Here is a 20,250-nt window from a genome sequence, read left to right as displayed (position 1 = left end):
CATTTTTGTCTTTCGCTTCTGGGAACAAGGAGTTTCTGCATGCGTTGCCATTTGTTGTGTGTTCTGGGCCTTCTGGCCTGTACGCCGGCCTGGGCCAAGAAAGTCGATCTGGATTACCAGGTGCGCCTGCTGCCGGCGAGCGGGCAGGCCGAGGTGCATCTGACCCTGGCCGATGGCAGTGTGGTGCGCAGCCTGGATTTCGACCTGGGCAAGCACAGCGCGTACAGCGATTTTCACGCCGATGGCCAATGGCAGGTGCAGGGCGAGCGGGGGATTTGGCGCCCGGCCTCGGGCAAGACCCAGCTCAGCTATCGCGTGCAGCTCGACCAAAAACCACGGGGCGGCGCCTATGAAAGCCGCATCACGCCGCACTGGGCGTTGTTTCGCGGGGACCAGCTGGTGCCGCCAGCGCGCCTGGACCAGCAGGACGGCACCGAGCTGGTGGCGCGCCTGATGTTCGAGTTGCCGACAGGCTGGAAGAGCGTAGAAACCGCTTGGCCACGTATCGGCAAGCAGAAGTTTCGCATCGACGATGTCTCGCGCCTGTTCGACCGTCCGACCGGCTGGATGCTTGCTGGCAACCTTGGCAGTCGCCGGGCGCGGTTGGGCGAGACGGAGGTCACCGTGGCCGCGCCGCAAGGCCAGGGCTTGCGGCGGATGGACACACTGACTTTGTTGACTTTCGTCTGGCCGCAGGTGCAGGCCGTGTTCCCGCGCAATCCGCCCAAACTGCTGTTGGTGGGGGCGCGGGATGAAATGTGGCGCGGGGCGCTGGCCGGGCGTAATTCCATCTATCTGCACAGCAACCGGCCATTGATCGGTGAAAGTGGCGCCAGCCCTTTGATGCGTGAGTTGGTTCAGGTATTCGCCCAGATCAACGACCGTGAGGGCAGCGACTGGCTCGGGGAAAGCCTGGCTGACTACTACGCCACCGAGCTGCTGCGCCGGGCTGGGGGGCTCAGTGATGACCGTTACGAGGCCTGGCAGGCGCGCCTGCACAAACAGGCGGCCAAGGTCACCCGTCTGAGAGGGGAGAGGGCTGATGCCGCCCAGGTTGCCCGAGGTGTGCTGCTGCTCCAGGCCCTGGACCGCGAGATCCGCCTGCACACCCAGAACAAACGCTCGCTGGACGACGTCACCCGTGCGTTGATGCGCCTGCCCAGCGTCAGCACGGCAGAGTTCATCCAGCTCAGCGAAAACGTGCTGGGACGATCTTCCGAGGTGCTGGACAGCAAGGTTCTGCGCTGAAGTTCCGAGGGTTTGTCCGCGGGTAAGCCCGCTCCACAGATGTTTCGATGTTCCCACTGTGAGGCGGCTTTACCCGCGAATGCGCCACGCAGGCGGCTCAGCCTTTGGCCTTGAGCGCCTTCAACTGCTCCGCACTGCGTTCGATATCGTCGCGCAGGCGCAGGTATTCCGCCCTGTGACGTTGCCACCATGCCTTGGTCGAGCAGTGTCCGCTGATCCCGCGGGCCAGGGCCATGCCGCCTACCACGATCTGCAGCAGCCCGAGCGCGCCGCCATGGCGCAGCCCCTTGCCGATCATCAGCGCGCCGCCTGCCAGGGAGCTGGCACGCTCCCAGCCGTGGACATTATGGGTATGCACAAGCAAAGGGGTATCACGCATGGCTTGGTCTCCGTGTGGGGTGTAAGTAACTGACCCGCTACGGCTGCTGGCCGTTCAGTTCGATTGCCAGGCGGAACCTGTTGGAGAGCGTTTCAACCGCGCGAAGGCCCCCTCGCGAAGGTGGTGTTCATTTGAATTTGGGCCCCGAGCGGGTATTGAGCCCCTTGGCCATGCGGTCATACAGCACCACATTCACCGTTGCCGCCAGGTTCATGCAGCCTTCGGTGGGGATGTAGATGGTTTCTTCGCACCAGGCCCGGACATCGGCGCTCAGGCTGCCGTCTTCGGGGCCGAAGATGTAGAGCGCGCGGTCGGGATGGGTGTACTCGGGCAGGGGGCGGGCGCCTTCGACCAGTTCCACGGCCACCGGGGTGCAGCCCAGGGGGATGATGCGCTGCAGATCGTCGATACCGATCAGCGGGATGTCGTAGTGCACGCGTTTGGTGTCGGTGACGAAGTCGCGGGCGCGCTCATAACGCTTGCCGGTGTAGAACACCGAATTGACGCCGTAGCAACCTGCTGCGCGCATCACCGAACCTACGTTCTCTGCCGACTTGGGATTGAACAGGCCGATGCAGCTGTACCGTTTGTTTGCCACGTGCCGGGGTCCTTCGCAAAAAAAGCGCGATTATACGGACTCGCCGGCGGCAGCGGAGGCGATTCGACGATCAGTCTTTCTTGAGCAGGCTCGCAAGGCCGGCGAACGGGTTGTGGGTTGCCTTGGCGATGCTCGGGGTACTGGTGGAACCTTCGCTGAAATACTGCTGGTCGGTGTAGCGCGAGTGCTCGTTGTCGTGGCAGTACAGGCACAGCAGCTCCCAGTTCGAACCATCCTGGGGGTTGTTGTCGTGGTTGTGGTCGCGGTGATGCACGGTCAGTTCGCTCAGGCGCTTGCCGGAGAACTCGCGGGCGCAGCGGCCGCAGACGTGCGGGTACATCTTCAGGGCCTTGTCGCGGTAGCCCATTTCCTTGTCGCGCTTGGCGTCGGCGAGGATGCGGTCGAGGCGGGCAGTGGCGGCGGAAGTAGAGGCCGAGCTCATGGGTGTTACCTTTCTAGTGTTCAGGCGGATGACGGTTTTACCATTGAGTCTAGCGCGCCTGCGCTGTCCTCGGACAGGCGAAAACGCAGGAATGGGCATAGCCTGTAGGTAGGTTCCAGACAGGAGGTTGCTGATGTTTCCTGCGATCCTCGCCGTATCGATCCTTGCTCTTGCGCCGTGCGCCGAGGCTGCGGGCCAGCCGACGCCGCGGATCAACACGTCAGTGCCAGGGGCGCCGGGCACGCCGACGCCGACACCTTACCCACAGATCACCCCGAGCACGCCGCCCAAGGCCGGCGACAACCGGCCCGGTGCGCCGCTGCTGCCGCCGATGCCGCTGCCCGGGCCGCGCAAAGACCAGCCTCTGCCAGGGCTACAGCCGGAGCCGCCGAAGGCGCCGATCAAGCATTAGCGGCTGGGTGAAATGCGGATTACATCACCCCCAGCTCGTTGAGCACGAAGGCATACTCCAGCGCCACATCGCGCAGCCCCTGGTAACGGCCGCTCATGCCACCGTGGCCGGCGCCCATTTCGGTCTTGAGCAGCAGCAGGTTGCCGTCGGTCTTGCAGGTACGCAGACGTGCCACCCACTTGGCTGCCTCCCAATACTGCACGCGGCTGTCGTTGTAGCCGGCGACCACCAGCATGGCTGGGTAGGCCTGGGCCTTGAGGTTCTCGTAGGGGGCGTAGGCCTTGATCCGCTGGTACACGTCCGGCTCCTGCGGATTGCCCCATTCGTCGTACTCGGTGACGGTCAGCGGCAGCTCTGGGTCGAGCATGGTATTGAGCACGTCGACGAACGGCACCTCGGCAATGGCGCAACGGAAGAGCTCCGGGCGCTGGTTGAGCACCGCACCTATGAGCAGGCCGCCGGCGCTGCCGCCACTGATGGCCAGGTGCGCGGAGTCGGTCACACCTTCGGCGATCAGGTGTTCGGCGCAGGCGATGAAGTCATCGAAGCTGTTCTGCTTGTGTTCCTGCTTGCCAGCCCGGTACCAGGCCTCGCCCAGCTCGCCGCCGCCACGCACATGGGCGATGGCGAAGGCCACGCCCCGTTGCAGCAGGCTCAGACGGGCATGGGAGAACCAAGGGTCGAGGCTTTCGCCATAGGCACCATAGCCGTACAGGTAGAGCGGCACGCATTTGCCCAGATCGTCACGGCGGCGCACCAGGCTGATCGGTACCCGGGTACCGTCCTTGGCCACCGCCCACAGGCGCTGGCTGACGTAGTCGTCGGCGTCGAACTCACCCAGCACCGGCGTCTGCTTGAGCACGGCCTGGGCGCCGCTGGCCAAGTCCAGCTGGCGCACTTGGGCCGGCCGATTGAGCGCTTCGTAGCGCAGGCGCACGCGGGGGCTGACGAACTCCAGGCTGTCTTGCACGTACAGGCTATAGGCGGCATCCGGCAGCTCGACGCGGTAGGGCGGCAGGTCGCGCGGGTGCACTTCGATGATCGGCAGGCCGCCTTCGCGCAGGCTCAGGGTCAGCGCGCTGGCATTGAGGCTCAGGCCTTCGAGCATGATGTCGTCACGATGGGGGACCAGCACTTGCCATTGATCACGGGTCGGCACCTGCTCGGCCGGGGCGTGGAACAGGGCAAAATTGATACCGTCCTGGTTACTGCGGATGAACCAGCGCCACTGGCCGTCGAGCTGGCCGTGGTCGGGGTAGTACTCGTGATCCTCGACCCGGGGCGCCAGGCACGTGAACGCGGCCTGTGGAGTCGCGGCGTCCAGTACCCAGGCTTCGCTGGTGGTCTTGCTGTTGAGCAGCAGCACCAGCTGGCGCTCGGAGCTGGTGCGATAGCAATGCAGGAAAAACCGCCCATCGGCTTCCTCGAACACGCTCTGGGCGGTGTCCTCACCGAGGGTGTGACGGCGCAGGCGCCATGGGCGGTGGGTGTCGTCCAGCTCGGCGAAGAACAGCGTGCGGCTGTCGTTGGCCCAGGTCATGCTGCCGTCGCAGTCCTCGAAGGGCAGGGTGGTGACCGCGCCGCTGGTCAAGTCCTTGACGTACAGGGTATAGATTTCGTCGCCGCTGGTATCGAGGCTGTAGGCCAGCAGGCGATGGTCGGGGCTGACGTTGAAGGAGCCCAGCGCCAGGAAGCCGCCAGCAGCCAGCACGTTGGGGTCGAGTAGCAGTTCTTCGCGGCTTTCATCGACGGTGTTGCTGTCGTCCGCCGGACGCGGGCAGCGGTAGTGGCGCGGGTATTCATCGCCTGCTGTGGTGCGGGTGTAGTACAGGTACGGGCCCCAGGGGGAGGGCAGCGACAGGTCGGTTTCCAGGATACGGCCCTTGATTTCCTCGAACAGTTGCTCGCGCAAGGGAGCCTGGTCGGCCAGGCAGGCCTGCTGGTAGGCATTTTCCGCGTTTAGGTAAGCCAGCACCTGGGGCGTGTCGCGCTGTTGCAGCCAAGCGTACGGGTCGGGGGCGTTGTCGGCGTGGGCGATCGGCGGCTGGGGCGTGTTGGGCATTGGCAGTCTCATGGCAAGGGGTGGGCTGCATGGGCCTGTTCGCGGGTAAGCCTGCTCCTACGGGTCGTCTGCATGGCTTGCGACCTGTGGAATCGGGATTGCCCGTGAAGAGGGCGGCGCGGTCCAAAAGTGTTTATCATAGGCGTCTCTTTACCTGGCTTGCACGAACACCATGACCGAGAACGACTATACGCTCGCCTGGGGCTTGTACGCCCTTGCCGCCCTGGGCTGCCTGTGGGTGGGTTTCAAGCTCACTGGCTGGATGTGGCGCTGGCTGCGCGAACCGCTGCGGGTGGTCATGGCGGTGCTGTTGCTGACGCCCACCATCGTTGACCCGGTCAAGGAAAGCTTCGCGCCGGCCATCGCCATCACGGCGCTGGACGTGGCCTTCAAGGTCGGCAACAACGCCTGGCGCGCTGCTTCGGACCTGGCTATGTACGGTTTGATTGCGTTCATCCTGTACGGGGTGTTCGTGGTGGTGCGCTGGCCGCTGGAAAAACGCGCCCGCGAACGCCGGGCCAACGCCGATGCCGCCGCCAAGCGCCAGGCTGCCGAGGATGAGCAGGTGATGGTCGAGGCGCCGGTCGCCGCCGACCGTCGCGACCGCTACCGCGACGACCCGCTGCCGGCGGCGCCTGTCGGCACCGGCCGTGGCCGGGTCGAGCCACGTCTGTAGGCAAGGGGCATCGAACATGTGCGAACTGCTGGGCATGAGTGCCAACGTCCCCACTGACATCGTCTTCAGTTTCACCGGCCTGATGCAGCGCGGTGGGCGTACCGGCCCGCACCGCGACGGCTGGGGCATCGGTTTCTACGAAGGGCGTGGCCTGCGGGTGTTCCAGGACCCGGCCGCGAGCAGCGAGTCGGAAGTGGCCAATCTGGTGCAGCGCTATCCGATCAAGAGTGAAGTGGTCATCGGTCATATCCGACAGGCCAACGTCGGCAAGGTGTGCCTGTCCAATACCCACCCGTTCGTGCGTGAGCTCTGGGGCCGCAACTGGTGCTTTGCGCACAACGGCCAGCTGGGCGATTTCCGTGGCCAGACCACCTTCTACCGCCCGGTGGGCGATACCGACAGCGAGGCGGCGTTTTGCGACTTGCTCAACCGCGTGCGTGAAGCCTTCCCGGAACCGGTTGAAATCGAACAGCTGCTGCCGGTGCTGGTCGAAGCCTGTGCCGGCTATCGCGGCCAAGGCGTGTTCAATTGCCTGCTGAGCGACGGCGATTGGTTGTTCTGCTTCTGCTCGACCAAGCTTGTGCACATCACCCGCCGTGCGCCGTTCGGGCCGGCGCGCCTGAAGGACTTCGACCTGAACGTCGACTTCCAGGCTGAAACCACCCCCAACGATGTGGTCACGGTGATCGCCACCGAGGCCTTGACCGAAAACGAGACCTGGCACCGCTACGAGCCGGGTCAATGGGCCCTGTGGCGGCATGGCGAGTGCGTAGCCCAGGGGCAGAGCTAGGGAAGCCATTGCATGTTCAGAGGTTACCTGCGGTTGCTGTTGTTCACCTTCGGCTTGTTGGTCGGTCTTCAGGTTCCGGGGCTGATCAAGGATTACAGCCAACGGGTCGAAGCGCACCTGTTCGAGTCGCGTGAGGCGCTCTCAGGGTTCGAAGAGACGGCGCAACGCTTCTTCAAAGGCGACCTGCAAGCCCTCATACGCCATTACCGCAGCAGCGATGACCCGGTGTTCAACAGCGATGCCAACAGCATCGAAAGCCTGCTGATCCGCAACCAGTTGCTGGAAAACGAGTGGCAGGCGCTGCAAGGCCCGTGGCTGAGCCGCACCTGGCATGTGCTGGTGCAGGCCGATCCTCAGTTGCGTGAGGAAACCCTCAATGGCTACAGCTATCAGATCCTGCTGGTGCCCGAGGCGATCGGCTGGGGCTTGGGCGCCGGTTTCGTGCTGGCGTTGGTGATCGAAAGCCTGTTGCTGGGGCTTGGTTGGGTGGCGCTCGGCGGGCGTCGCACGGCCGTCAAAGAGAGCTGGCGCTAAGGTCCGCGGGAAACCCGCTCCCACAGGGCCGGGGCAAACTTCACGTTCAGCGGCGTGCCTGTGGGAGCGGGTTTGCCCTTGTAGATGACACCGCCGTCGATTCAGACCAGCACGATCCGCTGCTCCCCCGCATCCTGCGCGTAGCGCTCCAGCACTTGCCGACACAGGCTCACCACTTCTTCCACCAGCTCCACCCCGGTCTGCCAGGCCACCACCAGCTCAAGGCTCGGCGGCGGCTGCAAGCCACCCAGCAGCACCAACTCGCCGCGGGCAAGTTCGGCATCGACCAGCGCCGGGGGCAGGGCGCCGATGCCGAAGCCATCGCGCAGCAGGCGGGTGATGGCTGCCACTGAATTCACGCAATTCAAACGAGGTGTCTCGGCGCCGGCCGCCTGCAGCAGGCTGAGCACCTCCTGGTGCGGGCGCGAGTTCTTCGAGAAGGTGATGATCCGTTCGCGGGCAAGCTCGGCCAGCGAGGCATAGTCATGCTGCTGGGTCGAGCCCGCGGCAACGATCCAGCCCATGGGGTAGCGTGCCAGGTCCAGGCTGCGGATCGACTCCTGGCGCAGCAGGTCGGTCTGCAGGATCACGTCGAGAAAGCCCTTCTGCAGCTGCTCGCGCAGGTTCAGGGCCGTGTCGGCCACCAGTTCGATCTCTACCTGCGGGTAGCGCTCGGTCAGTTCGGCCACCAGGGCACTCATCCAGGTGTGGATGACCGTATCCATCACGCCGATGCGGATCCGCCCGACCTTGGCCCGGTCAGTGTCCAGCGACTGTTTCATGGCCTTGGCGGTGTCGAGCATGCGCTCGGCATATTCGAGCACCTTGCTGCCCTCCGGTGTCAGGCTGACTCCGCGCGAATCACGCAACAGCAGCTTCACGCCCAGGTCCGCCTCCAGCGCGGCGATGCGGCTGGACACCGAGGCCTGGGTGGTGAAGAGCTTCTCGGCGGTGAGGCGAAAGCTCTTGAGCCGGGCAACCCAGACGAAGGTTTCGAGGAAGCGAAGGTTCATGATCAGTTTTTCTTGTTCCAGACCGGCGGTTTTTATCGTTGGACGCCCAGCGCACGGCCTCTGAACAATGACGCCCAGGCCGCGACGCAACGCGTCGCCCAGAGAACAATACCAACAAGGCGAGGCAATCATGAACCCAACCGGCGTGCAGCAGGCAGCCCCCCGGCCGTCCAACGGCCCCTTCGCCTGGTACCGCGACATCGACCGTCAGCAACGACGCACCTTCTGGAGCTGCAAGATCGGCTACGGCCTCGATGGCATGGACACCCAGATGCTGAGTTTCGTCATCCCCACGTTGATCCTGATGTGGGGCATCACCACCGCCGAGGCTGGGCTGATCCATACCAGCACCCTGATCGCTTCGGCCCTGGGCGGCTGGATTGCCGGCATTCTCTCCGACCGCATCGGCCGGGTGCGCACCCTGCAACTGACCGTGCTGTGGTTCGCCTTCTTCACTTTCCTGTGCGGCTTCGCCCAGAGCTATGAGCAACTGCTGATCGCCCGGACCCTGATGGGCTTCGGCTTTGGCGGCGAGTGGACGGCCGGCGCGGTGCTGATCGGTGAGGTGATCCGCGCCCAGGACCGTGGCAAGGCCGTGGGCATGGTGCAGTCCGGCTGGGCCATCGGCTGGGGATTGACGGCGATCCTCTATGCGTTGCTGTTCTCCTTCCTGCCGCCGGAGCAGGCCTGGCGGGCGCTGTTCCTGCTGGGCATCGTGCCGGCAGTGTTCGTGATCTTCGTCCGCCGCCTGGTCAAGGACCCGGAGGTCTACCGCCAAGCCAAGGCTGTGGAAAAGGCCCAGGCGCCGTCGCATTTTTATGAAATCTTCGCCCCAGGCATGCTCTGGACCACCCTGCGCGCCTCGCTGCTGACGACCGGCGCCTTGGGCGGTTACTACGCGATCACCTCCTGGCTGCCGACCTTCCTCAAGAACGAGCGCGGCCTGAGCGTGCTGGGCACCGGCGGCTACCTGGCCATGGTCATCGTCGGCTCCTACGTGGGTTATGTGACCAGCGCGTACCTGACCGATCTGCTGGGTCGCAAGAAGAACTTCATCCTGTTCGCTGTCGGCTCGTTCGTCATCGTGCTGCTTTATACCCAGATCCCGGTCAGTGACGGCGTCATGCTGTGGCTGGGTTTTCCGCTGGGGTTCTTCGCTTCGGGCATCTTCAGCGGCATGGGGGCCTTCCTGACCGAGCTGTTCCCCACCCGCATTCGCGGTTCGGGGCAGGGCTTTTGCTACAACGTGGGGCGCGCCATCGCTGCGTTCTTCCCGCTGCTGATCGGCATGCTCAGCCAGAAAGTGCCTTTGGGCCTGGGCATTGGTGGTTTTGCCGCGGTGTCCTACGGTGTGGTGATCCTCGCGGCCCTGAGCCTGCCTGAAACACGCGGCAAACAACTCCAGGCACGGTAAGGTAGGCACATGAACAACCACAAGAGAGTTCGACCGGTGAAACGCCTGCTTCTCAATTGCGACATGGGCGAGAGTTTCGGCAGTTGGCGCATGGGCCTGGACGCCGAGGTGATGCCTTACATCGATTGCGCCAACATCGCTTGCGGCTACCACGCAGGCGACCCTGGCACCATGCGCCGCACCGTGGCCCTGGCACTGGAGCACGGCGTGACCATCGGCGCGCACCCGGCTTACCCGGACCTGGTCGGTTTCGGCCGCCGCTCCATGGCGTGCAGCAACGAGGAGATCCGAGACCTGCTGCATTACCAGATCGGCGCGCTGGAGGGGATCTGTAAGGTGCTGGGCAGCCGCGTGGCCTACGTCAAACCCCATGGCGCGCTGTACAACGACATGATGGCCGACCCACTCAAGCTGCGCGCAGTACTCGAGGCCGTGGCCGCCTATGATGCGGGACTGCCGGTGATGCTGATGGCCACCGCCGACGACAGCGCCGCACGCGCCCTGGGCGAGGCGATCGGTGTGCCGTTGTGGTTCGAGGCCTTTGCCGACCGGGCCTATACCGCTAGCGGTCATCTGGTTTCCCGGCGCCTGCCCGGCGCGGTGCATCACGACCCGGCCTTGGTGATCGAGCAGGCCTTGCGCCTGGCCTGTGGTGAGGCGCTGGTGGCCGATGACGGCAGTGCTGTGCAACTGGATGCCGGTACCCTCTGCGTGCATGGCGACAATGACAGCTCCGTGGCGGCCGTGCGGCAGATCCGCCAGGCCCTCGACGCCTTGGAGCAGCCATGAACCCATGCATCGAGGTGGTGGCCATCGACAGCTTGATGGTGCGCCTGTTCGACGTCATCGATGAGGCCAACATGCCGTGGATCCTGGCTGCCAGCCAGCGCCTGCGCACAGCCTTCGGGGCGGGGCTGGTGGATTTGGTCCCCTCCTATACCACCGTGATGGTGCAGTTCGAGCAGACACCTGGGCAGGCGCGCGAGCTGATCGACCAGGCATTGGCGGATTTGCAGCCGGATGCGGGCAACACCGGGCGTCGCCATGAGATCCCGGTCTGGTACCACGCCAGCGTCGGGCCGGAGCTGCCGGTGCTGGCTGCCCGCAGCGGCCTGAGCGAGGCGGAGGTGATCGGCCTGCACAGCGAGCGGGAGTACCCGGTATTTGCCCTGGGTTTCGCGCCGGGGTTCGGTTTCATGGGCTTGGTGGACGAACGCCTGGCCAGCCCACGCCTGAGTACCCCGCGCAAGCGCGTGGCAGCGGGCAGCGTGGGCATCGCCGAGCGCCAGACCGCCGTCTACCCGGCGGTCTCGCCAGGCGGCTGGAACCTGATCGGCCGCACCCCGGTGCGCTTGTTCGACCACGCACGTGAGGGTTACAGCCTGCTGCAACCAGGTGATCGGGTGCGTTTCGTGGCGGTGTCTCACGAGCAGTTCATGGCATTGGGCGGCGACGACAGCCCGTTGGAGGCCCTGGCATGAAGCGATTGACGATCGAGGCCAGCACCGCGCTGTGTCAGTTGCAGGATGCCGGGCGTTTCGGCGTACGCCACCTAGGCGTGACCCAGGGTGGGGCGTTGGATTGGGTGGCGATGTACTGGGCCAACTGGCTACTGGGCAATGCGCTGGATGCGCCGGTGGTGGAGGTGACGCTGGGGGGCTTCACGCTGGTCGCCGAGGACGATTGCACCTTGGCCCTGGCCGGTGGAGATCTGGATGCGCGTGTCGACGATCAGCCTGTCCAGCCCTGGCGCAGCTTGCGTTTGGGCAAGGGCCAGCGCCTGAGTCTTCGCCAACCTCGGCAAGGCGCGCGGGCTTACGTGGCAGCGCCTGGCGGGTTCCAGGCCGAGACGGTATTGGGCAGTTGCGCGACCGTGGCACGCGAGGCGCTCGGCGGCCTCGATGGGAGAGGGAAGACGCTGGCCAAAGGGCAAGTGTTGTCGTTCGCCAAGGGGGCGCCTGCCTTGCGTGAAGTGGCGCAGCATTTGCGTCCGACCTACCCGCAAAAGCCCGAACTGGAGCTGGTCATGGGCGCACAGATCGGCGCATTCAGTGGCACCAGCCTGTTCGAGGCGTTCAATCGTGAGTGGACCCTGGACAGCCGCGCCGACCGCATGGGTATGCGCCTGCTCGGGCCGCAGTTGGTCTACCAGGGCGCGCCGATGATTTCGGAGGGTATCCCCTTGGGCGCCGTGCAGGTGCCGCCGGACGGGCAGCCGATCGTGCTGCTCAATGACCGGCAGACCATTGGTGGGTATCCACGGCTTGGAGCGCTGACGCCCCTGGCGCTGGCGCAACTGGCACAGTGCCTGCCCGGGGCGGTGGTGTGCTTCAGGGCGGTGGTGCAGGAGCTGGCCTGGCAACAGCAGCAGGCTTATCTGCAACGTTGGCGGTGAGGCTGCCGGCCCTCTGGCGGGGCAATCGGAGCGCCGGACCCCGGCTTGCACAAGGTACGTGCTTCAGCCGGTAGGTGCGGGCTGACCTGCGACGGGCCTATGCAGGGCAGTTGCTCAGGTGCAGCACAGTCCTCAATGGATGTGCTGCACCTGTGGGCGCGGGTTTACCCGCGAAACGGGCGACGCCATTACTTGGACAGGTAACGCATCCCGTCTTCCAGCCCCTGCAAGGTCAGCGGGTACATCTTGTCTTCGATCAGCTCGCGCACCAGATGGGTGGAGGCGGTATAGTCCCAGGCCTGCTTGGGATACGGATTGATCCAGATGATCTTCCTGAACTTCTCCATGAAACGCTGCATCCACACGTACCCGGCTTCTTCGTTCCAATGCTCCACGCTACCGCCCGGCTGGGTGATCTCGTAAGGCGCCATGGCCGCATCGCCGACGAATACCACTTTGTAGTCGTCGCCATACTTGTGCAGCAGGTCGAAGGTGGAGAAGCGCTCCGATGTACGGCGCAGGTTGTTCTTCCACACCGACTCGTAGACGAAGTTGTGGAAGTAGTAGTACTCCATGTGCTTGAACTCGGTCTTGCACGCGGAGAACAGCTCCTCGCAGACCTTGACGTGGGCGTCCATGGAGCCGCCGATGTCGAACAGCAACAGCAGCTTGACCGTGTTGCGCCGCTCCGGGCGCATCTGGATGTTCAGCAGCCCTGCATCCCGTGCGGTGTGGTCGATGGTGCCATCGATGTCCAGTTCCTCGGCAGCGCCTTCGCGGGCGAACTTGCGCAGGCGACGCAAAGCCAGCTTGATGTTGCGTGTGCCCAGTTCGACTTGGTCGTCGAGGTTCTTGTATTCGCGCTGGTCCCATACCTTGACCGCCTTGCCCTGGCGTTTGCCGGCCTCGCCCACGCGAATGCCTTCGGGGTTGTAGCCGCCGGAGCCGAATGGGCTGGTACCGCCGGTGCCGATCCATTTGTTGCCGCCGGCGTGACGTTCCTTCTGTTCTTCAAGGCGTTTCTTGAATTCCTCGATCAGCTTGTCCAGCCCGCCCAGGGACTGGATCTGCGCACGTTCCTCGTCACTGAGCGAGCGCTCGAACTCCTTGCGCAGCCAATCTTCGGGGATCAACGCCTCCAGGTGTCGGTCGAGATTCTCCAGGCCCTTGAAGTAGGCGGAGAAGGCCCGGTCGAACTTGTCGAAATGCCGCTCGTCCTTCACCAGGATGGCCCGCGCCAGGTAATAGAACTCGTCCATGTCGGCGAACACCACCCGCTGCTGCAAGGCATTGAGCAGGTCGAGCAGTTCGCGCACCGACACCGGCACCTTGGCCGCGCGCATTTCGTTGAACAGATTGAGCAGCATGGCCGGCTCCTGTCAGCGGTTGCCGCGCCGGCTCATGAAGGCCAGGCGCTCGAGCAGTTGCACGTCCTGCTCGTTCTTGACCAAGGCGCCGGCCAGCGGCGGAATGGCCTTGGTCGGGTCGCGCTCGCGCAGCACGGCTTCGCCGATGTTGTCGGCCATCAACAGTTTGAGCCAGTCGACCAGCTCGGAGGTGGATGGCTTTTTCTTGAGGCCCGGCACCTTGCGCACGTCGAAGAACACATCCAGCGCTTCACTGACCAGCGACTGCTTGATGTTGGGGAAGTGCACGTCGACGATGCGCTGCAGGGTGTCGCGGTCGGGGAAGGCGATGTAGTGGAAGAAGCAGCGGCGCAGGAAGGCGTCGGGCAGTTCCTTCTCGTTGTTGGAGGTGATGATGATGATCGGACGTTGCTTGGCCTTGATCGTCTCGTCGATCTCGTAGACGTAGAACTCCATCTTGTCGAGTTCCTGCAGCAGGTCGTTGGGGAACTCGATGTCGGCCTTGTCGATCTCGTCGATCAGCAAGATCACACGTTCTTCGGCCTCGAAAGCCTCCCAGAGCTTGCCCTTTTTCAGGTAGTTGCGCACGTCATGGACCTTGTCCACACCCAGTTGCGAATCGCGCAGGCGGCTGACCGCGTCGTATTCGTAGAGGCCTTGGTGGGCCTTGGTGGTGGATTTGATGTGCCAGGTGATCAGGCGGGCGCCGAAGGAGGCGGCGAGCTGTTCGGCGAGCATGGTCTTGCCGGTGCCCGGTTCACCCTTGACCAGCAGCGGGCGCTCCAGGGTGATGGCTGCGTTGACCGCCAGCTTCAGGTCGTCTGTGGCGACGTAGTCGCGGGTGCCTTCGAACTTCATGAACCGATCCTCTGCGGGGTGTCATTCAAGACCCTTTCGCGGGCAGACCACTCCCACAGGAAGCGGTGACGATGGCCCTGTGGCAGCGGATTCACCCGCGAAAGAGGCGATACGTGTTTGTCATTGCCAGCGACTATAACGCGGGCCCAGGCGAGAGAAAACGCAGACTGGTCATTCAGTCTCTGAATGGTGCGTCGCGCCCCGGTTCAGTCGGAATCGGGCGGCGGTTGTTCGTAGCGTGCATTGAATGCCTGGATAAAGCCGTTGCGCAGGATCTGCAGGAACGCCTCGAAGGCGCTGATGTTGCGCTGGTGCACGCTACCGCTCAGCTCCACGCGGGTGGCGAACTGGTTCTTGGGCTGGTTCTTGAGCACCGTTTCGCTGGCGCCGACCAGCGCTTCCCAGATCGAACGGAAGAAGCCTTTGTCCTTGTCTTCCACGTCCTGCTGCCAATTGAACACATCCACATCCCGCAATAAAGGCTTGATGTACCCGTGCAGACGGCCTTTCTCGGCCTGGGCTTCGATCACCAGATCGCCATGACCTGCATTGAAGTCGAACTTGCCGTAAGCACTGGCGAAATCATTGAGCCGGCGCAGCTGGATACCGGTCGCGCGCAGGCGAAACTCGAAATCGTCGAAATCGCTGAACGGGTCGAAAGTGGCACGGCTTTCCACCCGGGCATCCCCCAGCAGCCGCGCTGTGCCGTCGAAATGGGCGTCGCGGCGGCCTTTTTCGTCGCGTACGTTGGTCAGGTTGCGGATGCTCGCGTCCAACTGGGTAGCCTTCAGATCGACAGGCGGTTTGGAATTGAAGTTGCGAAAGGTCAGGGTGCCGTTTTCGATGCGCACCTCGTTGAGGGTGATGGGCAGCAGTTTTTCTAGCTGCTGGCGCCAGTCGGTACCCTGGCCGGTCTGGGAGTTCTGCTTGTTGCCACCGTCGACGAAATTGAGCTCTGGGTGCACGAAGACGACCTCGGCGACCACGGCATGGTCGTACCACAGCGAACGCCAGCTCACCGAGAGGTCGATCAGCGGGGCATCGAGAAACGGCACCGGTACCTTGCCGCTGGTCTTGACGATCTTCAGCTCGTTGATCTGGTAGGCCCCGCGCCACCAGGCCAAGTCCACGTCGGTGATGTGCCCGCGGTAGTCGCCCATGTCCGCGAGCCGGTCGTTGAGGTAGTCACGGACCAGGTAGGGCAGGGCCAGGTGCAGGGCCAGCAACAGCGCGACCAGGCTGGCCAGGCCTATCAGCGGCCAACGATAGCGAGCTTTCATCGAGGGCTCTCCGGGGCAGGTTGTCCGGTTGACCACCATGGCCTGTGGGGAGTTCGAACGGGCTTTACTGCCCCCCGGGGCAGGCTTACCCTTGAAGCTTTCCCTGCTCCTACAAAGTTCAAGGACTCCTGCCATGAGCCGCATCTACGCAGACAACGCCCACTCCATCGGCAATACGCCGCTGGTGCAGATCAACCGCATCGCTCCGCGTGGTGTGACCATCCTGGCCAAGATCGAAGGACGCAACCCAGGCTATTCGGTCAAGTGCCGGATCGGCGCGAGCATGGTCTGGGACGCCGAGAGCAGCGGCAAGCTCAAGCCGGGCATGACCATCGTCGAGCCCACCTCGGGCAACACCGGCATTGGCCTGGCCTTCGTCGCCGCTGCCCGTGGCTACAAGCTGGTATTGACGATGCCTGCATCCATGAGCCTGGAGCGGCGCAAGGTGCTCAAGGCGCTGGGGGCCGAACTGGTGCTGACCGACCCGGCCAAGGGCATGAAGGGCGCGATCGAGAAAGCCAACGAAATCGTCGCCTCCGACCCGGCCAACTACTTCCTGCCGGGCCAGTTCGATAACCCCGCCAACCCGGCGATTCACGAAAAGACCACCGGTCCGGAAATCTGGAACGACACCGATGGCGCGGTAGACGTCCTGGTGGCGGGCGTCGGCACCGGCGGTACCATTACCGGGGTTTCGCGTTACATCAAGCACACCCAGGGCAAGTCGATCCTGTCAGTGGCGGTGGAGCCGGTGGCCTCGCCGTTGATCAGCCAGACTCTGGCGGGTGAAGAGCTCAAGCCAAGCCCGCACAAGATCCAGGGCATCGGCGCAGGTTTCGTGCCGAAGAACCTTGACCTGTCCATCGTCGACCAGGTCGAGACCGTCACCGACGACGAGGCCAAGGCCATGGCCCTGCGCCTGATGCAGGAAGAGGGCATTCTCTGCGGTATTTCCTGTGGCGCGGCGATGGCCGCCGCCGTGCGCCTGGCCGAGAAGCCCGAGATGCAGGGCAAGACGCTCGTGGTGATTCTGCCGGATTCGGGCGAGCGTTACCTGTCGAGCATGCTGTTCAGTGACTTGTTCACCGAACAGGAAAACCAGCAGTAACACGCGGTCCTGGCGATACCGGGGCCGTGTGGCGGCCCCGCTTTTCTGATGCACGGCTGATCCGGAGCAATGCCGGGCAGCACTCTTTGTTGCAAGATCCTGAAAACTGCACTGCGTCCCTGGAGGTTTTTACCAGGGGCAGATGGGTTTATGATGGCCGGATGATTTTGAATGGAGCAGGCCACGGCCTGGTTTCTTCTCCAAGGAGTGTTGCATGACCTTTTCCTTCGCCGCCAAGGCAGGTGTCCTGCTGGTGTTCTTCTCCAGTGTGCTGTTCGTGCACCTGCGCGGCAAGGCACGTCTTCCCGTGCTGCGCCAGTTCGTCAATCATTCGGCGCTGTTCGCACCTTATAACAGCCTGATGTACCTGTTTTCCGGCGTGCCGTCCAAGCCTTACCTGGACCGTCAGCGGTTTCCCGAGCTCGATGTGCTCAAGGACAACTGGGAAGTGATCCGCGAAGAGGCCATGCGCCTGTTCGACGAGGGCTACATCCGTGCCGCGGAAAAGGACAATGACGCAGGCTTCGGCTCGTTCTTCAAGAAGGGCTGGAAGCGCTTCTACCTGAAGTGGTACGACAAGCCGCTGCCCTCGGCCGAAATGCTCTGCCCCAAGACCGTCGAACTGGTCAGCCGCATCCCCAATGTCAAGGGCGCCATGTTCGCCTTGCTGCCCGGTGGCAGCCATCTGAACCCGCACCGCGATCCGTTTGCCGGCTCCCTGCGTTATCACCTGGGCCTGTCTACTCCGAATTCTGACAACTGCCGCATCTACGTCGACGGCCAGCCCTACGCCTGGCGCGACGGTGAGGACGTGATGTTCGACGAGACCTATGTGCACTGGGTGAAGAACGAAACCGACGTAACCCGCGTGATTCTGTTCTGCGACATCGAGCGCCCGCTCAGTAGCCCTTTGATGACCCGCATCAACCGCAAAGTCAGCGCCTTCCTGGGCCGCGCCACTGCGCCGCAGAACACCGATGACGAGCGCGTGGGCGGGATCAACCAGGCCTATGCCTGGAGCAAGCGCTTCAGCAACAAGATCAGCACCCGCGTGAAGCAGTTCAAGCGCGCAAACCCCAAGGCCTACCGCATCCTGCGGCCAGTGCTGGCGGTGGTGGTGGCGTATCTGCTGTACCGTTGGCTGTTCTGAATCACCTGTCATCGCATTCGCCGGTAAACCCGCTCTCACAGGCTCAGCGCAAACCTTGAGAGCGGGTTTTTCACTCCCACCGGCTCAACCTGGAACGTGCGGAAGCGGGTTTACCGGCGAAAGGGCCTGATCTGCCAATCCAGAATGCAGCTATTGCCCGGCCCGGGATTCGCCGTTATATTCCGAAACATTCTCTTCTCCGAAGACCCGATCATGCCTGCCATCCCTTCCATCACAGCTGTCGTCCTCGCGCCTGACGCGGGCGTGGTTGTGCGTGGCAGTCAGCAGCCGGCCATGATCAGTCATTACCCACCACCTGTCAGTGGCGTGGTAGGCGGCGTAGCTCCGCCTCCTTGCGCAGTGGTGCTGGGCTGATCGGCCTCTGGCCGCCTCCCATCACGCTCGCAACCTACTGAACACGGTCGGCTACCTCCCTCGCTAACGCGACAGCCTGCCGTTCGGCTCATTTGCCCTATACAGGTGGCAATACATGTCTGTCTTTTCCAAAGCATCCGTGGCCTCGGCGGCCACGACCAGCCTGTTCGTCCTGCTGTGGAGCAGCGGGGCGATCGTCTCCAAGCTTGGCCTTGCCCAGGCCAGCCCCTTTGCCTTCCTCCTGCTACGCTCGGCCCTGGCGCTTGCCGGCCTGCTGATGGTCAGCCCACTGCTGGGGCTGCGCTGGCCGCGTGGTCGTGGTGCCGTGCTGCGCGCCCTGGGTACCGGTTGCGTGTTGTTGGGCGCTTACCAGATCTTCTATCTGCTGGCGCTCAACACCCACGTCACCCCTGGCATCATGGCCACGGTCATGGGTGTTCAACCGATCCTTACCGTTGTGCTGATGGAGCGCCAGCGTTCCTGGAGCCGGCTGTTCGGGCTTGGCTTGGGGCTTGGGGGGCTGGTGATGGTGGTCTACCAAGGCCTCAATCTGGGCGGGGTATCCCTGGCTGGGATGCTGTTCGCCCTGCTGGCGCTGGCCAGCATGACGTTGGGCTCGATCCTGCAAAAGCGCATCACCGACAACCCCATGGGTACCTTGCCGTTACAGTACATAGCCGGCTTTGCCTTGTGCGCAGTGTTCGCGCCATTTCAGCCGCTCCAGGTGCAATGGAGTGCAAGCTTCATCGGTGCGCTGGCATGGATGGGGCTGGTGGTCTCGCTGTTGGCGACTTTGCTGCTGTATCGCCTGATCGCCCGTGGCAACCTGGTCAATGTCACAAGCCTGTTCTACCTGGTGCCTGCGGTGACTGCCGTGATGGATTATCTGATCTTCGGCAATCGTCTGGCACCGCTCAGCCTGATGGGCATGGGGTTGATCGTCGTCGGGCTGCTGTTCGTGTTCCGCAAGCCGGTATTGCGTACGGCTGAAGCCTGATGCACCGAGGGCCGCTTTGCGGCCCTCTTCGCGAATGGGTGTACGCCGTTGCGAAGACGCAGGGCCTTGTCCCGTGATAGGGCCATGGCCCTATTTTTTGGCCGGACGCAGCACCAGCCACAAGGCCACACCGATCAGCACTCCACCATAGAGATGCGCCATCGACAGCGGCTCGTCCAGCAGCCAGGCGCCCCACAGGACGCCGAATACCGGAATCAGGAAGGTCACGGTACTGGCCTTGACCGGTCCGATCTCGGCCAGCAGGCGGAAATACAGGATGTAGGCGAACGCCGTGCACAGCAGGCCCAGGCCCAGCAATGACAGCCACACCGGCCAACCGCCCCAGCTGGCCGGTGGCTGGGTGAGGGCACTCCAGGCGAACACCGGCGTCAGCAGCAAGGTCGCGCCGAGCATGCTGCCCAAGGCCGACAACCGACTATCGAGATCGCTCACCCAACGTCGCGCAAGGAACCCGGCAAAGCCATAGCAGGTGGTCGCGGCCAGACAGGCAAGGGCACCTTGCAACAAGGCTAGATCCAACGCCACCGGGCCCGCACCGCTGAGGATGCCGACGCCGAACAGCCCCAGGAATATGCCGCACAGCTTGGCCAGGGTCATGGGCTCGCGGAAGCAAAGCACGCCGATCAGCACACCCATCAGCGGCGTGGTGGCGTTGAAAATGGCTGAGTAGCCGGCTGGCAGCACCTGCGCGGCCACTGAATAGAAGGTGGCCGGGATCCCGGAGTTGATCATCCCCAATACCAGACAGGCGCCAAGCTTACCGTTGAAGTCCCAGCGCACCCGCGCCGCGGCGAGAATGGCGATCAGACCCAAACACGCGATCGAGACGCGAAAGAACGCTGTCGGCACGGTACCGAGTTCCGGCGCGATGATGCGCATGAACAGGAAGCTCGCCCCCCAGACAGCGGCAAGGGTCAGCAGGCGGGCAAGGGCGATGGGGCTCACAGCGGTCTCCAGCAATCGGCAAGGGCGCGAGTGTACGCCATCGACTGAGCGCGGTTCTTGTCCTTTCTTGCTGTGTGAATTTGTCCGTGGCCTTTCATGGTTACCCGCTCACAGGGCGGCGATTGTCCTGCAAGAGCGGGTTTGCCTGTGAAAAGGGCACGACGAAAGCAGGGGCAACTAAGCTTG

Annotated in this window: 21 protein-coding genes; 12 read left to right on the top strand and 9 right to left on the bottom strand. The window is 63.7% G+C overall.

All coding sequences use genetic code 11. The annotated features are described in order from the left end of the window. The first annotated feature begins 39 nt into the window (after positions 1-39). Positions 40-1,248, top strand: coding sequence for a hypothetical protein (locus DQ397_RS07730; protein WP_043215473.1), 1,209 nt, complete (start codon positions 40-42; stop codon positions 1,246-1,248). A gap of 97 nt (positions 1,249-1,345) precedes the next feature. On the opposite strand, the gene DQ397_RS07725 is transcribed toward DQ397_RS07730, so the two are convergent. The 3 genes from DQ397_RS07725 to DQ397_RS07715 all read right to left on the bottom strand — a co-directional run bounded on the left by DQ397_RS07725 (position 1,346) and on the right by DQ397_RS07715 (position 2,667). Then, positions 1,346-1,627, bottom strand: a complete 282-nt coding sequence (locus DQ397_RS07725) for a DUF2892 domain-containing protein (protein ID WP_043215502.1) — start codon at positions 1,625-1,627, stop codon at positions 1,346-1,348. A gap of 127 nt (positions 1,628-1,754) precedes the next feature. Further along, entirely contained in the window at positions 1,755-2,225 is a 471-nt protein-coding gene (locus tag DQ397_RS07720) for an RNA methyltransferase (protein WP_043215476.1), read from the bottom strand. A gap of 70 nt (positions 2,226-2,295) precedes the next feature. Next, a complete protein-coding gene (locus tag DQ397_RS07715) occupies positions 2,296-2,667 on the bottom strand; it encodes a YajD family HNH nuclease (RefSeq protein WP_043215477.1) in 372 nt (123 codons plus the stop codon). A 133-nt stretch (positions 2,668-2,800) separates the two neighbouring features. On the opposite strand from DQ397_RS07715, the gene DQ397_RS07710 reads away from it, so the two are divergent. Further along, entirely contained in the window at positions 2,801-3,079 is a 279-nt protein-coding gene (locus DQ397_RS07710) for a hypothetical protein (RefSeq protein WP_043215479.1), read from the top strand. Positions 3,080-3,098: 19 nt separating this feature from the next. Here the strand turns inward: DQ397_RS07710 and DQ397_RS07705 are convergent, their stop codons facing one another. Next, complete coding sequence (locus DQ397_RS07705) at positions 3,099-5,141, bottom strand: S9 family peptidase (RefSeq protein WP_043215481.1); 2,043 nt, start codon at positions 5,139-5,141, stop codon at positions 3,099-3,101. Positions 5,142-5,313: 172 nt separating this feature from the next. Between DQ397_RS07705 and DQ397_RS07700 the strand changes: the two genes are divergently transcribed. From DQ397_RS07700 to DQ397_RS07690, 3 genes are read left to right on the top strand one after another with little or no spacing between them, the layout of a single operon-like run. Continuing rightward, positions 5,314-5,817, top strand: a complete 504-nt coding sequence (locus DQ397_RS07700; RefSeq protein ID WP_043215483.1) for a hypothetical protein — start codon at positions 5,314-5,316, stop codon at positions 5,815-5,817. Positions 5,818-5,833: 16 nt separating this feature from the next. After that, positions 5,834-6,607: a class II glutamine amidotransferase gene (locus DQ397_RS07695; RefSeq protein WP_043215485.1), complete on the top strand. Its 774-nt coding sequence runs from the start codon at positions 5,834-5,836 to the stop codon at positions 6,605-6,607. A 12-nt stretch (positions 6,608-6,619) separates the two neighbouring features. Continuing rightward, complete coding sequence (locus DQ397_RS07690; RefSeq protein ID WP_043215487.1) at positions 6,620-7,141, top strand: DUF2937 family protein; 522 nt, start codon at positions 6,620-6,622, stop codon at positions 7,139-7,141. A gap of 101 nt (positions 7,142-7,242) precedes the next feature. Here DQ397_RS07690 and DQ397_RS07685 read toward each other — a convergent pair whose 3' ends face one another. After that, on the bottom strand, positions 7,243-8,154 hold the full coding sequence (locus DQ397_RS07685; protein WP_043215489.1) for a LysR family transcriptional regulator: 912 nt from the start codon (positions 8,152-8,154) through the stop codon (positions 7,243-7,245). Between the two features lie 130 nt (positions 8,155-8,284). On the opposite strand from DQ397_RS07685, the gene DQ397_RS07680 reads away from it, so the two are divergent. The 4 genes from DQ397_RS07680 to DQ397_RS07665 are packed head-to-tail and all read left to right on the top strand — an operon-like array spanning position 8,285 to position 11,963. After that, positions 8,285-9,568, top strand: coding sequence for an MFS transporter (locus DQ397_RS07680; RefSeq protein WP_043215492.1), 1,284 nt, complete (start codon positions 8,285-8,287; stop codon positions 9,566-9,568). A gap of 9 nt (positions 9,569-9,577) precedes the next feature. Beyond that, the gene (locus DQ397_RS07675; RefSeq protein ID WP_043215494.1) at positions 9,578-10,357 is read left to right on the top strand and encodes a 5-oxoprolinase subunit PxpA; all 780 of its coding nucleotides are present in this window, start codon (positions 9,578-9,580) and stop codon (positions 10,355-10,357) included. Then, complete coding sequence (gene pxpB, locus DQ397_RS07670) at positions 10,354-11,049, top strand: 5-oxoprolinase subunit PxpB (RefSeq protein WP_043215497.1); 696 nt, start codon at positions 10,354-10,356, stop codon at positions 11,047-11,049. Before DQ397_RS07675 ends, pxpB begins: the two co-directional genes overlap by 4 nt. Continuing rightward, positions 11,046-11,963 (top strand): biotin-dependent carboxyltransferase family protein, encoded by a 918-nt coding sequence (locus DQ397_RS07665; RefSeq protein ID WP_148921522.1) that lies wholly within the window; start codon positions 11,046-11,048, stop codon positions 11,961-11,963. Before pxpB ends, DQ397_RS07665 begins: the two co-directional genes overlap by 4 nt. 188 nt (positions 11,964-12,151) lie before the next feature. On the opposite strand, the gene DQ397_RS07660 is transcribed toward DQ397_RS07665, so the two are convergent. The 3 genes from DQ397_RS07660 to DQ397_RS07650 all read right to left on the bottom strand — a co-directional run bounded on the left by DQ397_RS07660 (position 12,152) and on the right by DQ397_RS07650 (position 15,468). After that, entirely contained in the window at positions 12,152-13,330 is a 1,179-nt protein-coding gene (locus DQ397_RS07660; protein ID WP_043209273.1) for a VWA domain-containing protein, read from the bottom strand. A gap of 12 nt (positions 13,331-13,342) precedes the next feature. Continuing rightward, positions 13,343-14,188 carry a MoxR family ATPase gene (locus tag DQ397_RS07655; protein ID WP_043209275.1) on the bottom strand — a complete coding sequence of 282 codons (846 nt, stop codon included), beginning with the start codon at positions 14,186-14,188 and terminating at the stop codon, positions 13,343-13,345. Positions 14,189-14,394: 206 nt separating this feature from the next. Further along, entirely contained in the window at positions 14,395-15,468 is a 1,074-nt protein-coding gene (locus DQ397_RS07650; protein ID WP_043209276.1) for a DUF748 domain-containing protein, read from the bottom strand. Between the two features lie 133 nt (positions 15,469-15,601). Here DQ397_RS07650 and cysK point away from each other — a divergent pair, with 133 nt between their 5' ends. From cysK to DQ397_RS07635, 3 genes are all read left to right on the top strand, one after another. Further along, a complete protein-coding gene (gene cysK, locus DQ397_RS07645; RefSeq protein WP_043209279.1) occupies positions 15,602-16,576 on the top strand; it encodes a cysteine synthase A in 975 nt (324 codons plus the stop codon). Between the two features lie 214 nt (positions 16,577-16,790). Further along, the gene (locus DQ397_RS07640; RefSeq protein WP_043209281.1) at positions 16,791-17,726 is read left to right on the top strand and encodes an aspartyl/asparaginyl beta-hydroxylase domain-containing protein; all 936 of its coding nucleotides are present in this window, start codon (positions 16,791-16,793) and stop codon (positions 17,724-17,726) included. 490 nt (positions 17,727-18,216) lie between these two features. Beyond that, positions 18,217-19,098 carry a DMT family transporter gene (locus DQ397_RS07635; RefSeq protein ID WP_043209282.1) on the top strand — a complete coding sequence of 294 codons (882 nt, stop codon included), beginning with the start codon at positions 18,217-18,219 and terminating at the stop codon, positions 19,096-19,098. Between the two features lie 90 nt (positions 19,099-19,188). Here the strand turns inward: DQ397_RS07635 and DQ397_RS07630 are convergent, their stop codons facing one another. Next, a complete protein-coding gene (locus DQ397_RS07630; RefSeq protein ID WP_102081362.1) occupies positions 19,189-20,064 on the bottom strand; it encodes a DMT family transporter in 876 nt (291 codons plus the stop codon). Between the last annotated feature and the right edge of the window lie 186 nt (positions 20,065-20,250).

The sequence above is a fragment of the Pseudomonas sp. CK-NBRI-02 genome, assembly GCF_008124495.1.
GTDB lineage: Bacteria > Pseudomonadota > Gammaproteobacteria > Pseudomonadales > Pseudomonadaceae > Aquipseudomonas > Aquipseudomonas guariconensis.
Note: the sequence above shows the minus strand (reverse complement) of the source record. Positions and strands in the feature narration are given on the sequence as shown.

Coding starts and splice junctions, on each gene's coding strand:
- DQ397_RS07730 (WP_043215473.1), top strand. CDS start 40: ATGCGTTGCCATTTGTTGTGTGTTCTGGGCCTTCTGGCCTGTACGCCG.
- DQ397_RS07725 (WP_043215502.1), bottom strand. CDS start 1,627: ATGCGTGATACCCCTTTGCTTGTGCATACCCATAATGTCCACGGCTGG.
- DQ397_RS07715 (WP_043215477.1), bottom strand. CDS start 2,667: ATGAGCTCGGCCTCTACTTCCGCCGCCACTGCCCGCCTCGACCGCATC.
- DQ397_RS07710 (WP_043215479.1), top strand. CDS start 2,801: ATGTTTCCTGCGATCCTCGCCGTATCGATCCTTGCTCTTGCGCCGTGC.
- DQ397_RS07705 (WP_043215481.1), bottom strand. CDS start 5,141: ATGCCCAACACGCCCCAGCCGCCGATCGCCCACGCCGACAACGCCCCC.
- DQ397_RS07700 (WP_043215483.1), top strand. CDS start 5,314: ATGACCGAGAACGACTATACGCTCGCCTGGGGCTTGTACGCCCTTGCC.
- DQ397_RS07695 (WP_043215485.1), top strand. CDS start 5,834: ATGTGCGAACTGCTGGGCATGAGTGCCAACGTCCCCACTGACATCGTC.
- DQ397_RS07690 (WP_043215487.1), top strand. CDS start 6,620: ATGTTCAGAGGTTACCTGCGGTTGCTGTTGTTCACCTTCGGCTTGTTG.
- DQ397_RS07685 (WP_043215489.1), bottom strand. CDS start 8,154: ATGAACCTTCGCTTCCTCGAAACCTTCGTCTGGGTTGCCCGGCTCAAG.
- DQ397_RS07680 (WP_043215492.1), top strand. CDS start 8,285: ATGAACCCAACCGGCGTGCAGCAGGCAGCCCCCCGGCCGTCCAACGGC.
- DQ397_RS07675 (WP_043215494.1), top strand. CDS start 9,578: ATGAACAACCACAAGAGAGTTCGACCGGTGAAACGCCTGCTTCTCAAT.
- pxpB (WP_043215497.1), top strand. CDS start 10,354: ATGAACCCATGCATCGAGGTGGTGGCCATCGACAGCTTGATGGTGCGC.
- DQ397_RS07665 (WP_148921522.1), top strand. CDS start 11,046: ATGAAGCGATTGACGATCGAGGCCAGCACCGCGCTGTGTCAGTTGCAG.
- DQ397_RS07660 (WP_043209273.1), bottom strand. CDS start 13,330: ATGCTGCTCAATCTGTTCAACGAAATGCGCGCGGCCAAGGTGCCGGTG.
- DQ397_RS07655 (WP_043209275.1), bottom strand. CDS start 14,188: ATGAAGTTCGAAGGCACCCGCGACTACGTCGCCACAGACGACCTGAAG.
- DQ397_RS07650 (WP_043209276.1), bottom strand. CDS start 15,468: ATGAAAGCTCGCTATCGTTGGCCGCTGATAGGCCTGGCCAGCCTGGTC.
- cysK (WP_043209279.1), top strand. CDS start 15,602: ATGAGCCGCATCTACGCAGACAACGCCCACTCCATCGGCAATACGCCG.
- DQ397_RS07640 (WP_043209281.1), top strand. CDS start 16,791: ATGACCTTTTCCTTCGCCGCCAAGGCAGGTGTCCTGCTGGTGTTCTTC.
- DQ397_RS07635 (WP_043209282.1), top strand. CDS start 18,217: ATGTCTGTCTTTTCCAAAGCATCCGTGGCCTCGGCGGCCACGACCAGC.